The organism is Spirosoma oryzae, assembly GCF_003002825.1.
GTDB lineage: Bacteria > Bacteroidota > Bacteroidia > Cytophagales > Spirosomataceae > Spirosoma > Spirosoma oryzae.
In genome coordinates this window covers 92401-106316 of sequence record NZ_PVTE01000013.1, presented here as the reverse complement: position 1 = coordinate 106316, position 13916 = coordinate 92401, and the positions used below count along the sequence as shown (strand labels likewise).

Below are 13916 nucleotides of genomic sequence, written 5' to 3'. Positions count from 1 at the left end.
CAGTCTACGACGCAGCGATACCCATGCCATTTACACGTTCAGTACCAGCGAACTGCCTGGTCAGCGTCAGGGTATGTATGCCCGACTGATACTGGTAGTCGACACCCAACTCGTAACTGTGGCAAATCTGCCGGACAATGGCCAGGCCCAGTCCGACTGACTCGGCATTGGCAGCACCCTTTTTGAAGCGGTCGAACAAGGTGCCCGGATCGGTCACCGGAGCGAACCCCGTATTGCTCAGCGCAAGCGTTTCGGCCGATGAACAGACGTGGATAGCCCCCCCCGACTGATTGTGGCGGATGGCGTTGCTAATCAGGTTGGTTACCAGACTATCGGCCAGAAACGGGGGGAGTTGCCCCCGAAACGGTTCGCGCAGGTCACTGCTGACAGTCAGTTGCTTGTGGGTGATAACCTCGTCCATGTCCGTCAGTCGTTGCATCAGCTCGGCCGTCAGGTCGACGGTATGCGTGTCGCCGAACTGCCCGTTGTCGATCTTGGCCAGCAGCAACAGCCCCTGATTGAGCCGCGCCATCCGCCGGGACGCCTGATAGATACCGTCGATCCAGTCGGATTGGTTTTCGGTCAGTTGGCTCGACTGAATAAGCTGCTCGACTTTGGCGTTGATCAGCGCCAGCGGGGTCTGCATTTCGTGCGACGCATTTTCGGTGAACTCTTTGAGCCCCTGGTAGTCGTGCTGCATCTTATCGGCCATCTTAGTGAGTACGTCGTTGAGTTCGCTGAATTCCGTAATCGATGACGGATGCAGTTGTAGCGGACTACCCTGCCGTAAATCAAACGCCTTCACGCGCGACAGGGTATCGTAGAAGGGTAGCCAGAGCCGCCCCGACAGCCGACTTTGAAACCAGAACATACCCAGCAGTAGCAGCCCCAGAAACAGCACCATCGTAACGGTAATCACCTCGATGAGCCGGTAGGTCTGAATCAGCGACTTCCGAATTTCAACCCGGTACAACTGCCCGTGAATGGGCGTGAAAAACGTGAGTTGCCGAAACGGCGTCATCTCGTTGTCGTAGTGGTTGTAGATGAGCGTGTCGACAAAGGCTTCGCCCGGCTGTACCGGTCCCGGTACCGGCGTAATCTCAATTTTGTTTTCAACGAAATAGGGACTACTCGCCCAGGCGTTATGCGTTCGCGCGTAGGCTTCGAAATCCTGCTTCTCCACGCGTAATCGGCTCTCCACCTCGTCATAGATCAGCAGCCGGCTGATCTGGTAAAAGGCCAGCGCCGTCAGCAGGTAAACGACCAGCGAGAAGCCCAGGTAGATGCGGTTGGTTTGCGCGAGCAGTTTCACGGCTGACCGAATTTATACCCAATGCCGTAGATCGACTGTACGTAGTCGGCGGCTCCTTTGTCGAGCAGTTTCCGGCGCAGGTTTTTGATATGCGAATACACCATATCAAACGAATCAGCGGAGTCGATGTTATCGCCCCACAGGTGTTCCGCGATCGACGCTTTTGTCAGGGCGACGTCGGTATTCGACAGGAAATACAGCAGCAGATCATACTCCTTCCGCGACAGTGCCGTCGGCTGTCCGTTAACAAACACCGTACGGGCATGGGGCACTACTGTTAGTTCCCGAAACCGAATTTCGGTATGCCCACCAAACTGCCGCCGACGCAGCAGCGACTTCACGCGGGCGTTCAGTTCCGACAGGTGAAACGGCTTGGTCAGGTAATCGTCGGAGCCGATTTCCAACCCTTTCAACTTGTCTTCCAGCGCATTGCGGGCCGATATGATGATAATCCCGGTCGTACTGGCCAGTCGTTTCAGCGTCTCGACCAGTTGAAAGCCGTTGCCGTCGGGCAGCGTCAGATCGACAATGATGCAGTCGTACTCGTAGAGGTGTATTTTCTCGTCGGCTTTCTGGAACGTATCGGCCGTTTCGCAGACGTAGCCTTCCTTCACCATGTAGTCGGTGATACCTTCGGCCAGGCCCAGTTCGTCTTCTACCACCAGCACTTTCATACCATTCGTCGTCTGATTCGTTAACGAAAGTAGCGGCCAATTCTGGAAAGATTTGGGAAGTGAACGCAAGAGCACTACGCTTAGGCAATAGGTTTTTCAATGAACCTGGGAAACCAAGACAACATATATACTCACATCTGCTTTCCTCAGTAAAGCGGCCGTCCCAACCGGGATATCTTACTTCATTCTTCAAACGCCCGAATGAGCAAATTATCCGTTAGACTTTTAGGCAGTGATTTTGTAATATTGTTTACTACGCTATAAGCTAATGAAAACACTGACTGTCAACGATGACGATTACGCCAGAGCCGTAAAGCTGCTGCTTGAAAACGGAATTAAAACGGAGCCTGAAGCCGACGTCACCGTTCCGCTCCTCCGAATGAGTAATGCCAAATCTGGCGAGACACCAGCTGCCTTCGGCGGTATTTGGGACAAGGATGAACGTACAATGGCATCGATTCGGGCGAAAGCATGGCCAAAAAGAAGTTAGTTCTTTGCGATTCTAACGTCCTGTTCGACTACTTTCGGGGAGTACCGATTATGGTTCAGGAATTAGACGAACTGGGCTTCGACCGGCTGTATCTGAGTGTAATCTCCGAAGCGGAGATGTACGTCGGCATGAAGCGTAGCGAAAAGCGCAGGACGATCGAGACGATAAACAAATTCAACATAATCGGGCTGGATGCTGAAATATCACGACGACTGCTTACGCTGACATGGGAGCATTACGCGAAGCGACCGGGCATAGCGGATATGATTATTGCGGCAACCGCACTTACTTATCCTGTCGAACTATTCACATTCAACAAAAAAGACTTTGCCTTCGTCGAGGGCATTAATTTCTACCGACCTAAATACAGCCATCAGTACGGCCCTGAAACTACGTGAACCTGTTTATTGACAACAGAACGCGAGTACGACCACAGCTGATTCGCCGTCTGTGTCACAACGTAAGCTTCACCCGATATAAAGTGAATGTTGGCTATACCAACCCCGCCAGAAGCACCGCTAGTTTCTTCGGCGAAAGCGGTCGTTTCCCAAATGTTTCCAGAATTGACATGGTGATTTGCAGCAGGTATCCGTGAGCCAACACCGGTACGGGTACGTTGCCAGCCATGACGCACGTACAAACATCACCTCCTTATTATCGTCCTTTTACCATCGGGTTACTGGCACTGAGCCTGTCGGCCGGGCCGGTAGCGGGGCAATCACTCACGCTGCCCCAGGTCGTTGAACAGAGCGTCCGGCAATATCCGTTGCTGCGCGCCAAGCAGGCCGAAATCAGCAGTGCCCAGCACCGACTTCAGTCCAGCCGGACCGAGTACCTGCCCAACCTGATCGTGCAGGATCAGTACACCTACTCGACCAGCAACAGCGTCAACGGCTCGTTTTTTCCCAACGACGGAACGGCCATTTCGACTTCCGGTGGGGTACGGCCGCAGAACTATTACCAGGCGGCACTGGGCAGCTACACCAGCGCCGTCATCGAGTGGCGGGCCATCACGTTTGGGCGCATCAAAACTAACGTCGCGCTGGCCAAAGCCGACGTGCAGCGCAGTCAGGCGGACTACGACAACGAGCTGTTTCAACATCAGGTCCGCACGATCGATGCCTACCTGCTGCTGCTGATCAATCAGAAACTGGTGCAGATTCAGCGCAGCAATCAGGAACGAGCCGAGACGTTCAAGCGCGTGGTCGATTCGGGCGTTCGGTCGGGCATGCGGGCGGGGGTCGATAGCTCACTGGCAACGGCCGAAGCGGTGCGGGCGCGGCTGCTGTTGCTGGAAAGTCAGCAGAACGAGCAGGTCCAGCGGCTGCGCCTGTCGGAACTGACGGGTCTGGTTCGTACTGATTTGCAGGTCGACAGTATGCGGTTCTATACCGCGCTGCCCACCAGCCCACTCGGGGCCGACTCCATTTCGCCCCAGAACCCGGCACTCCGCCTGTTTCAATCGCAGATTGCCTTATCGTCGGCCCGGAGTCTGGCTACCCAACGCACGGGCCTGCCATCGATTTCGCTGATCGGGTCGGGATGGGCGCGGGGGTCAGGCTTTTCCAATCAGGGGGAAGTCTATCAGACAAACCCGGCCGCCGGGCTGGGATATCAGGTCAGCAACTACCTGGTTGGCGTGGTAGCCCGCTGGAACCTCACCAGCATCCTGCGGGTTCGGCAGGACTACCGCAGCGAACAGTATCAGATCGAACGGTTCCAGCAGTTGTTCAACGAGCAGCGGCTGCGCATCGACCGGCAGCATCAGGAAGCCGAAACGCAGTATCAGGTGGCGCTGGAGCAGGCCCGACAGGCTCCCGTGCAGCTACGGGCGGCCCGGCAAGCCTACAATCAGGCCCGGAACCGCTACCAGAACGGCCTGTCCGATTTGCCGACCCTACTCCAAAGTGTCGTCACGCTCAACCGCGCCGAAGTCGACGGCTACGTCGCGACCAGCAATGTCTGGCGCTACCTGCTCCTGAAAGCAGCCGCCGACGGCGATCTCTCGCTTTTCATGAATCAGCTTAAATGACGGTCTACGGTTTTCGGTATACAGTTTACGGTAGTCCGTCATGAAAACGCCTACCACCTAAGACCGTATACCGAAAACCGTAAACTAAAAACCGTAAATCCCTATGCAACAACTCATTCGCTCTGCGCTGCGGAAACCCATTTCGGTGGTCGTGGGGGTGGTGACGATCCTGTTCTTTTCAGTGATGTCGCTGTTTACCATCCCCGTCGATATTTTCCCGAACCTCGACCTGCCGACGATTTACGTGGTACAGCCCTACGGCGGTATGGCCCCCGATCAGATGGACGGCTTTATCGCCACGCGCTACCAGGACCACTTCCTGTACGTGTCGGGCATCCGCGACATCGACGTTAAAACCATTCAGGGCCTGTCGCTGATCAAGTTGCAGTTTTACCCCGGCACGGATATGGCGCAGGCAGCCGCCGAAGTCGCCAACAACGTGTCGCGGGCCAAGGCGTACATGCCCGAGGGTACGGTACCGCCCCAGGTCGTGCGCTTCGATGCCAGCTCAGTGCCGGTAGGGCAGCTTGTGTTTGAAAGTCCCAGCCGGTCGCTCAACGAAATTCAGGACTTTGCCTCGTCGCGGGTGCGGCCCATGTTCTCGCGCATCGAAGGCGTATCCAGCCCCCCACCCTTCGGCGGCAATCAGCGCACCATCGTCGTACGGGTCGATCCGCAACGCATCCGCAGCTACGAACTGACGCCCGAAGAAGTGATCCGCGCGATCGTGACCAACAACCAGCCGTCGCCCGCCGGGAACATCCGTATCGGCAACAAAACGCTGATGACGCCGGTCAACTCGCTGATTAAAGAACCCGAGGATTTCCTGAACATCCCGATCCGGGTTGGAGCAGGACCAACCGTGTTTGTGCGCGACGTGGGTACGGTCGAAGACGGGGCCGACGTCACGGTCAGTTATGCGCTGGTCAATGGTCGGCGGGCGGTGTACATACCGGTGGTCAAGAAATCGGACGCGTCGACGCTGGCGGTGGTCAATAACATTCGCAAGGCGATGCCCGAGTTACAGAATGCGATACCCGAAGACGTGAAGATTTCCTACGAATTCGACCAGTCGGTATACGTGATCAACTCGTTGAAAAGTCTGGTTACGGAAGGCATCTTGGGGGCCGTGCTGACCGGCCTGATGGTGCTGCTGTTCCTGCGCGACTGGCGGAGCGTCATCATCGTGGTACTGACCATTCCGATTTCGATTCTGACGGCCGTAATTCTGCTCAACCTGTTCGGGCAAACGATCAACATCATGACCCTGTCGGGGCTGGCGCTGGCCATCGGAATTCTGGTCGATCAGGCGACGGTGACGATCGAGAATATTCACCAGCATCTGGAAATGGGTCGAGGCACGTCAGCCAAGCCAAAGCCTGTCGCCATCTGGGACGCCTGTAAGGAAATCGTCTTCCCCGAATTCCTGATTCTACTGGCGATCCTGGCGGTGTTTGCCCCGGCCTTCGTCATGAGCGGGGTGCCACGCTCGATGTTCCTGCCTCTCTCACTGTCGGTAGGCTTTGCCATGATTGCGTCGTTTCTGCTGTCGCAGACATTTGTACCCGTGCTGGCCAACTGGCTGCTGAAAGACCATGCGGCCCACGGTGGGGTTTCCTACGAAGCCCCAACCCACACGCTTGACGCCCAGGAACGCCACGACATAATCCGGGAAGCGCAGCAACCAACCCCAAATCCAACGGGTTTCGAGAAATTCAAACGGCGCTACTCAGCTGTGCTCGAACGCTTTCTCGACCGCCGGGGCTGGGTCGTGGGCGGTTATCTGGCGGGGACTCTGGCGATTATCGTGCTATGCTTTCTCGTCATCGGCACCGACATTCTGCCGCACGGCAACAGTCATCAGTTTCAGATGCGTCTGCGTATTCCCGACGGTACTCGGGTAGAGCGCACGGAGATGGCAACGCTCAAGGTACTCGATATCATCAAGGAAGCCGCTGGCGAGGACGCGGTCGAGATTTCGTCGGCTTACGTCGGCACGGTGCCCTCCAGCTACGGTACGTCCAACATTTTCGTGTTCAACAGCGGACCGCACGAAGCCGTGTTGCAGGTGTCGCTCAACGAAGAACATCCGGTCAAAATGGATGAGCTGAAGGAAGACCTGCGGGCTCGCATCGCGAAGGCACTGCCAGCGGCCAGCGTTTCGTTCGAGCCGATCGAGCTGACCGAAAAGATCATGAGTCAGGGTGCGTCGACGCCCATCGAGGTAACCGTGGCCGCCAAAGACGTAGCAGCAGCCGGCCGGTTTGCCGAGACGATTCGGCAGCAGATGGCGAAGATCGACTTTCTGCGCGATGTGCAGATTGCCCAGCCCCTCGCTTACCCGATTCTGAACGTGACGATGAATCGGGAACGGGCCGGTCAGTTGGGGGTGACGTCGACGCAGGTGGCCCGCTCGATGGTAGCCGCCACCTCATCAAGCCGCTTCACCGATAAAAACCTATGGCTCGATCAGTCGAAAGGGCTGGCCTACCAGGTACAGGTGCAGATTCCGGAGTACCAGATGAGCAGCACCAGCGACATCGGCAACATTCCGCTGCGCAGTGGCGACATGCACCCGCTCCTGTCGGACGTCGCAACGTTTTCGGAAGGTACCGCCCCCGGCGAATACGACCGGGCCGGACCGAATCAGCTGGTCACGATCACGGCCAACCTGCACAACAAAGACCTTGGCTCGGCCCGCAAAGCTGTCGAACAGGCCATTCACGACGCGGGTGAGCCACCCCGTGGGGTATTGGTCGAACTGGGCGGACAAACCAACCTGCTGACCGATACGCTGAGCAGTCTGCAAACGGGCCTGCTGGTCGCCATTGTAATCATTTTCCTACTGCTGGCAGCTAACTACCAGTCGTTCAAGCTATCGCTGGTGATTCTGGCGGCAATTCCAGCGGTAGTCGCCGGGGCACTGCTGATGTTGCTGGCCTGTGGCGCGACGCTCAACCTGCAATCGTACATGGGCCTGATTATGTCGGTGGGCGTATCGGTCGCCAACGCCATTCTGATGGTCACCAACGCGGAGAACCTGCGACTCGAAACAGGCAATACGCGGCAGGCGGTGGTCATGGCGGCCGGAAGCCGGATTCGCCCCATTCTGATGACCAGTATCGCCATGATCGCGGGGATGATTCCGATGGCGTCGGGCTTCGGCGAAGGGGGCGATCAGATTGCCCCGCTGGGACAGGCCGTCATCGGCGGACTCATTGCATCGACGCTGGCGGCTCTGCTGATTCTGCCTTGTGTCTTCACGCAGTTTCAGACTAAAGCGGCCCTGCAATCGGTGTCGCTCGACCCCGAAGACCCCGAAAGCCAGTATTTCCAGACACTCACCCAACATGCCTGACGAAACCATTCAGTCATTCAGTCATTCCATCACTCAATCATTGGTCATGCGCACAACCTTAAAACTCATCGGCCCGGCCCTGCTCTCCGCTGGCCTGACGGCCTGCTCATCGGCGGTGAGCAACGACCACGATAAACCCGCCCGCAAGCAACCCGACGTGCAGGCCGTCGTCGTGACAACGGTCCAGTCGCTACAGCCCAGCCGACAGGTCACGCTGCCCGGCGAGTTGAAACCCTGGAATCGGGTTAGCCTGTACGCCAAGGTAAAGGGCTACGTACGCGACGTCGCCGTCGACCGGGGCACCGCTGTTCGTAAAGGGCAGGTACTGGCCCGACTCGAAGCCCCCGAAGTGCTTGCCGAACTGGGGCAGGCACAGGCGCAGCTACAGGCCCAGCAGGCGCAACTGGTCGAGCAGACAACCCGCGCCCGTGCCAGCCGGCTGACCTATCAGCGAATGGTGCAGACGGCGCAGATGGAAGGAGCCGTATCGCTGAACGAACTGGATCAGGCCCACGCTCGTATGCAGGCCGACAGCGCCATGGTCGCCGTCGCGCGCGGTAGTGTACAGGCGGCCAAATCGAACTACCAGGCCAAGACCGACCTGCGGCAGTACCTCACCATCACAGCCCCATTCGACGGCGTTATCATCGAGCGGTCGATCAGCCCCGGCGCACTGGTCGGTGCGGGCGACAGCGGCAAACCGCTGTTCGTGCTGGAAGACAACCGGACGCTGCGTTTGACGGTAGCCATCCCGGAAACCTTCGCCAATGAACTCCCCCGAAACAGTTCCGTGTCGTTTACCGTCAACGCTATTCCCGAGAAGCCATTTACGGCCCGACTAGCCCGGTCGGCGGAAAGTCTGGTCGAAGCCAACCGGGCGATGATGGCCGAGTTCGACGTCAACAACGCCAGTCACCAGTTAAAATCGGGCATGTACGCCGACGTGAAGCTGCCGATCGAACGGTCAGGTAAAACGCTGTTCGTTCCAAAAACATCGGTGGTCAGTTCGAGCGAAAAACAGTTCGTCATTCGCGTGCGCGACGGGCGGGCGCAGTGGGTGTCGGTACAGAAGGGCAATGTTGTCGACAGCCTGGTCGAAGTGTTCGGTGATCTGCAACCGGGCACGACGATCGTCCGTACCGCATCCGAGGAGATTCGGGATGGTCAGTCTGTTAACGCCCGGCAGCGATGAGTTACAGGCAACCACTTCTCCGCTTTCACAAGTCGGGTGTCGGGCCACGATCAGTGTATTTTTTGCCATCCCGAGCTTGCGAGGGAGCTTCGGCCAATAGCCATCCTGATTCCCTTCGCGAAGATTCCTCGCAAGCTCGGGATGACCAAAGGCAGCATGAACAGGGGCTGTTGTACGTTTTCGGAATCTGTTTACTGCTGCTGGCACTGAGCGGCTGTCACCGTGTCCAACCGTCGTATCGGGCGGTGTACGTCGGCGAAACGGGGAACCGCTTCGTCGGTACAACCCCCTTCCGTGCTGCCCGGATTCGCCAGCATCCCTACCGCCTGCAACTAATCACACCGACGGGCGCGACCGAGACCCGGCATCCCGGTCAGCTGTGGGGGATACAGCAAACCGGTGGCCCGCGCTTCCGGCTCTATCAGGGTGCGTTCTACGAAGAAATCGACAGTCAGCCGTTACTAATCTACCGACAGGCCGACCTCGGCGGATCAACGCAGGACCGGATCTATTTCAGCCTCAGTCCGACCAGCGAACTCGTCCCGCTTACCCGACACAACCTGGAGATCGCCGGGCAGCGTGATGCCCAATTGCTGCCAACGCTGGCCAACGGTAAACTCCGCTCACTTTTGAACCAAGCAGACAGGCAGCGGCCGACCGGCAAGTAATTTGTCGATTACCGGCCACAGATGCCTTTGAAATCGCAGTATTCGCAGGTCGCGAGCTGATCGGTGCGTTTGAACGGCTCGTCCGGGTCGAGCATGGCCCGAATCAGTTCGCCCAGTAGTTCTTCCGATTCGGCAATGTAATCGGCTACCGACTGCCCATCGCCGAATTGCACGGGATTGGTTTTGAAGCCGCCATTGACGTCGCGGAACGAATAGAAACCCGCTTCGACGGGCATGCCCACGGCCGGATAGATGTCGCCGTTGGTCTCGCTACGGGGCAGGCCGCCTTTCTCCTGAATCGTTTTCAGGGCCAGGTACCGGTACAGCCACAGCTGCCGCATCTTCTCCTGTCCACCGTCGCTGAGTAGTTTTTCGCGGAGTTGTTCAGGGCCGATTTTACTGTTCAGGTCGACTTTCCCCGTTTTGTAATCGACGATGCGGATACGGTCGCCGAAGCGCTCAATCCGGTCGATCTTACCGGCAATCGTCACCTCCAGCGGTTCGCGCCCCTCGCCCATCGACACCCGCAGTTTCGTGCGCAGCGTCTGCTCCGTGCCGATCACGGTCAGGTCGGGCAGGCTGTTCTGCTGCCGCTGAAAGTCGAGCATCAGTTGCCGGGCCATGTCGTAGAGCAGCAGGTTCATGCCCGATTCGACGACCCGCCCTTTCATGCTGTTGGCAAATTCTTCTTCGAGCAGGCTGCGGATGATCGGCTCACTGACAGGTTGCCCTTTAAGCCGGTAGTCAAGGTCGAGCCGTTCGAGCACCTTGTGCAGCCAGTTTCCGAAGTCGGCCGCACCCATCCGTTCTTCGATATCGTCTTCCTCGCTGATGTTCACGATTCGGCTGAAATAGAAGCGCATCGAGCAACTGACGAACTGATTCAACTGCGACGGGTACAGCCCCTTGTGCGTCAGCATGGACCGGATGCGGTCTGTAATCTCTGCCGTCTTGGGTACGCTCATTACCTGCTTTTCGGCCAGCTTCGCGTCGCTCTCCCGCCCGAACCGTACGGTCGGTTCCGTCAGCGTAATCAGTTTGTTGGCTGGAATCAGTTCGTGTTTGATCTGCCGGATGTAGCGACTGGGTTCTCCCTTACTCGATCCGTACGCGTCGGTCGAGGTCGTGTGAATCAGCACAATCTCACGCGCCCGTTGCAGCAGGCGGTAGAAGTGATAGGCCATCACCGACTCCTGTTCGCGGTAGGTCGGCAGGCCGATTTCCTGCGCAATGTCGAACGGAATCAGCGAGTTCATCTTCCGTGCTTTGGGCAGTATACCTTCGTTGACCGACAGGATGATGACCCGGTCGAAATCCAGCCCCCGCGTTTCGAGCATACCCATCACCTGCAACGTGCTGTTACCTTCGCTGGTAAACGGGATGCTGGTTTGCCGGATCAGTTCGTAGAGAAACGTGCGGAAACTCTTTACCGTCACGGGCGATGCCTGCCGGTCTGCCTTCCGCAGTTCGGCCTGTCGACGCAGCGTTGTTTCGAGTTGCCGGAGCAGCGTATGGAACAGGTACAGGTACTCGATCTCGATCGCATCCTGACTGGTACGGTACACCTCGCGCAGCTTGTCGATCAGGTCGTAAAACACGAGAATGACCCGGCCGGGCCGATCGTCTTTCCAGCGATTGAACAGCAGGTCGATCAGTGGCTCGTTATTGCTCAGTTCCAGCATGTCGTCGCGGGTCAGGTATACGCGCTGGTTCTGCACAATGTCCTTAGCCATCCATTGAAACAGCGGTTCGGGTGGCAGTTCCTCACCCCTATGACCTATCCCACCGGGCCACATGCACTGGTGAATCCGCTCGTACTGCTTCACAAACGGGTGGTTCAGCACCTTGACCACGTGCCGGTGGTGGAACTTGGGAATTTTCAGGTGGCGACCATCGCGGGCCCGAAACTCGTGCACCGTTCGCTGCATCTCGAACAGGGTGTCGATCAGCGTGAACAGCAGCGAACTGCGCAGCGACAGGCCCATCGTCACGTTCAGATTCGTCACGCTTTCGTCGAGCGCGTAGAGCGTTGGCACCAACAGCGTTTCATCGGCCAGAATAATCGCCGTTTTCTGCGCGGCTGCTCCCGGTACAGCGTCGTCCCGTTGCCAGTCCTGGTACAGTTTGCCGGCGACTTTTGTCTGCATGCTGGCGTTGGGGACACCCACCACCCGCATCGTTTTTGGGGTTGTCAGCAGTTGCGACGGCTGGTTCAGGTCGTCGTGATTCTCCCGGCTGAACAGCAGACTATTATTTCGGTATTTGCGCAGAAACGTACCGGCTTCCTGCAAGCGATCGTCGACGTAGTAGTTGTCGGCATCCCAGATCAGCGCAGCTTTCCCGGCCTTCGACAGCACCTCGATAATCCGTTCTTCGGCGGCACTCAGCGCGTTGAACCCCACAAACCACAGCCGTTCGTAAGCCGTGTTGTCCCGGATCAGCGTGCCGACGTTCTCGGCCAGACGCCGGTACGCCATTCCCCGGTAGGCTAAGCCCTGGCTGTCAAGACGCTTTCGGAGTTCGTTGTACGCTTTGGCGAGGTTGTCGAAGAGTTCGAAGTACCGTTTGGTCCCTTCGGTTTCGGTGATAGTGGCGGCACCTTTGGGTAGTTCCAGGTTCCAGGCTTCGAGCCGTTTAACCGCCGTCATGTTATCGAACAGTTGGGTGGCCGGAATCAGGTACTGGTCGATGCGGTCAAAATCCGTAAGCAGTACCGGTGCCCAGCCCACAAACTGCTCGAACTCAACGGTCGGATCGATTTCGCGGAACACATCGAACAGGTCGAACAGCAGGCTTACCGAGTCGATCTGCTGCCGGTCGGCAGCCTGGGCTATAAAGTCATCGACGGCCAGCGCACGCGGGGCCAGGAAGGGGCGATCGGAACACTGCGCCAGTTCGCCCAGGAACACCGACACGGCCCGGCGCGTGGGCAGAATTACCCAGACATCGCGCATACTGGCCCCGTGGTACTCGTAAATGCGTTGAGCCGCCTGTTGGAGAAACGTCATTAAAGTCTACTCAGTCAATTAGTAAAGATACCCCACCGCCGACGAACTACCGCCCACCCATCCGACAAATTCGCGGTCGCCACGCTCAGGGTTATCGTTCTGCCCGACTGATCGTTGCTCACCTGTGTGGTTTCGGCCGCAAACGAACGCTGTATCCTTCACCCTTCTCTCGAATTTCAGAACATATTGCCCCCCGTCCGGTTAATAACAGCAAATTCACCTAATTCCATCGCTAAACACTCCAACGATCATGGGCAACTTACTTTATACCATCGCAGTCGTACTGATCATCATCTGGCTGCTGGGTTTTCTGGGCTTCAACAGTTTTGGTCTTGGTGGTCTCATTCACGTACTGCTGGTTATCGCCGTCATTGCTATCATTCTTCGACTCATTCAGGGGCGCGGGGTTTGATAATCCACACTCCCTACGAAAACAAACAAAGCCAGCTCTGAAAAGAACTGGCTTTTCTTGTTAATAGCTATACGTTTGTTAGTGCATGCGATCCGCCCGAACGTCCAGATTAGCCATGATGTCGGCTTCGACGGCCAGAAACTCCTTCCAGCGTTCACGCACCCGTTCGGCGGGCAAATACGTTTCCGCCAGTTCGATAAAATTACGGTAGTGCCCTGCTTCGGAAATCATCAGCTCCCGGTAGAACTTCCGCAACCCTTCGTCGGCGATGTGTTCCGACAGTAGTTTGAACCGTTCACAGCTGCGGGCTTCGATCAGGGCGTTGATGAGCAGGTTATCCATCAGTTGTTCCTTGGGATCACCGATGGGCCGACGCAGGCGACTACGCAACTGATTGACGTACTCGTCTTTGCGCTGCCGCCCCAGGGGAATGCCGCGCTTGTTCAACTCTTTCAGCACACGCTGGAAATGGCCCCACTCTTCGGCCACGACGGGCGTCAGTACCTCTACCAGTTCGGCCTTGTCGGAATATTGTACGATCAGCGAAATGCACGACGATGCCGCTTTCTGCTCGCAGTAGGCATGATCGATCAGGATGTCGCCAATGTTCATCTCAGCGATATTGACCCAGCGTGGGTCGGTCGGCAGTTCCAGGCCAAGCGTCGTGAGTGCCATGTTGCTTCCAGGTTTTACAGTTTTCGGTATACGGTTCACGGTTCTCACGCTAACGACAGTTACTCACCGTAAACTGAATACCATGAACCATAGGG

At 57.2% G+C, this 13916-nt stretch carries 11 protein-coding genes; 7 read left to right on the top strand and 4 right to left on the bottom strand.

What is annotated here, in order from left to right:
• Positions 1–4: 4 nt before the first annotated feature.
• Positions 5–1312, bottom strand: coding sequence for a sensor histidine kinase (locus CLV58_RS16145; protein WP_106138867.1), 1308 nt, complete (start codon positions 1310–1312; stop codon positions 5–7).
• Positions 1309–1986 carry a response regulator transcription factor gene (locus CLV58_RS16140; protein WP_106138866.1) on the bottom strand — a complete coding sequence of 226 codons (678 nt, stop codon included), beginning with the start codon at positions 1984–1986 and terminating at the stop codon, positions 1309–1311. The genes CLV58_RS16145 and CLV58_RS16140 overlap by 4 nt, the downstream gene beginning before the upstream one ends.
• Before the next feature lie 268 nt (positions 1987–2254).
• On the opposite strand from CLV58_RS16140, the gene CLV58_RS16135 reads away from it, so the two are divergent.
• The 6 genes from CLV58_RS16135 (at position 2255) to CLV58_RS16110 (ending at position 9726) form a co-directional block, all read left to right on the top strand.
• Positions 2255–2476 (top strand): hypothetical protein, encoded by a 222-nt coding sequence (locus CLV58_RS16135; protein ID WP_106138865.1) that lies wholly within the window; start codon positions 2255–2257, stop codon positions 2474–2476.
• Entirely contained in the window at positions 2458–2874 is a 417-nt protein-coding gene (locus tag CLV58_RS16130; protein ID WP_106138864.1) for a type II toxin-antitoxin system VapC family toxin, read from the top strand. Before CLV58_RS16135 ends, CLV58_RS16130 begins: the two co-directional genes overlap by 19 nt.
• 227 nt (positions 2875–3101) lie before the next feature.
• Complete coding sequence (locus CLV58_RS16125; protein WP_106138863.1) at positions 3102–4508, top strand: TolC family protein; 1407 nt, start codon at positions 3102–3104, stop codon at positions 4506–4508.
• A gap of 103 nt (positions 4509–4611) precedes the next feature.
• On the top strand, positions 4612–7866 hold the full coding sequence (locus tag CLV58_RS16120) for an efflux RND transporter permease subunit (protein ID WP_106138862.1): 3255 nt from the start codon (positions 4612–4614) through the stop codon (positions 7864–7866).
• 46 nt (positions 7867–7912) lie between these two features.
• The gene (locus CLV58_RS16115) at positions 7913–9058 is read left to right on the top strand and encodes an efflux RND transporter periplasmic adaptor subunit (RefSeq protein ID WP_106138935.1); all 1146 of its coding nucleotides are present in this window, start codon (positions 7913–7915) and stop codon (positions 9056–9058) included.
• A gap of 170 nt (positions 9059–9228) precedes the next feature.
• Positions 9229–9726: a hypothetical protein gene (locus tag CLV58_RS16110; RefSeq protein ID WP_106138861.1), complete on the top strand. Its 498-nt coding sequence runs from the start codon at positions 9229–9231 to the stop codon at positions 9724–9726.
• Positions 9727–9734: 8 nt separating this feature from the next.
• On the opposite strand, the gene CLV58_RS16105 is transcribed toward CLV58_RS16110, so the two are convergent.
• Positions 9735–12734 (bottom strand): PD-(D/E)XK nuclease family protein, encoded by a 3000-nt coding sequence (locus tag CLV58_RS16105; protein WP_106138860.1) that lies wholly within the window; start codon positions 12732–12734, stop codon positions 9735–9737.
• A gap of 250 nt (positions 12735–12984) precedes the next feature.
• Between CLV58_RS16105 and CLV58_RS16100 the strand changes: the two genes are divergently transcribed.
• The gene (locus CLV58_RS16100; RefSeq protein ID WP_106138859.1) at positions 12985–13146 is read left to right on the top strand and encodes a lmo0937 family membrane protein; all 162 of its coding nucleotides are present in this window, start codon (positions 12985–12987) and stop codon (positions 13144–13146) included.
• Positions 13147–13224: 78 nt separating this feature from the next.
• Here CLV58_RS16100 and CLV58_RS16095 read toward each other — a convergent pair whose 3' ends face one another.
• Positions 13225–13821 (bottom strand): MiaE family protein, encoded by a 597-nt coding sequence (locus CLV58_RS16095; RefSeq protein ID WP_106138858.1) that lies wholly within the window; start codon positions 13819–13821, stop codon positions 13225–13227.
• Positions 13822–13916: the final 95 nt, after the last annotated feature.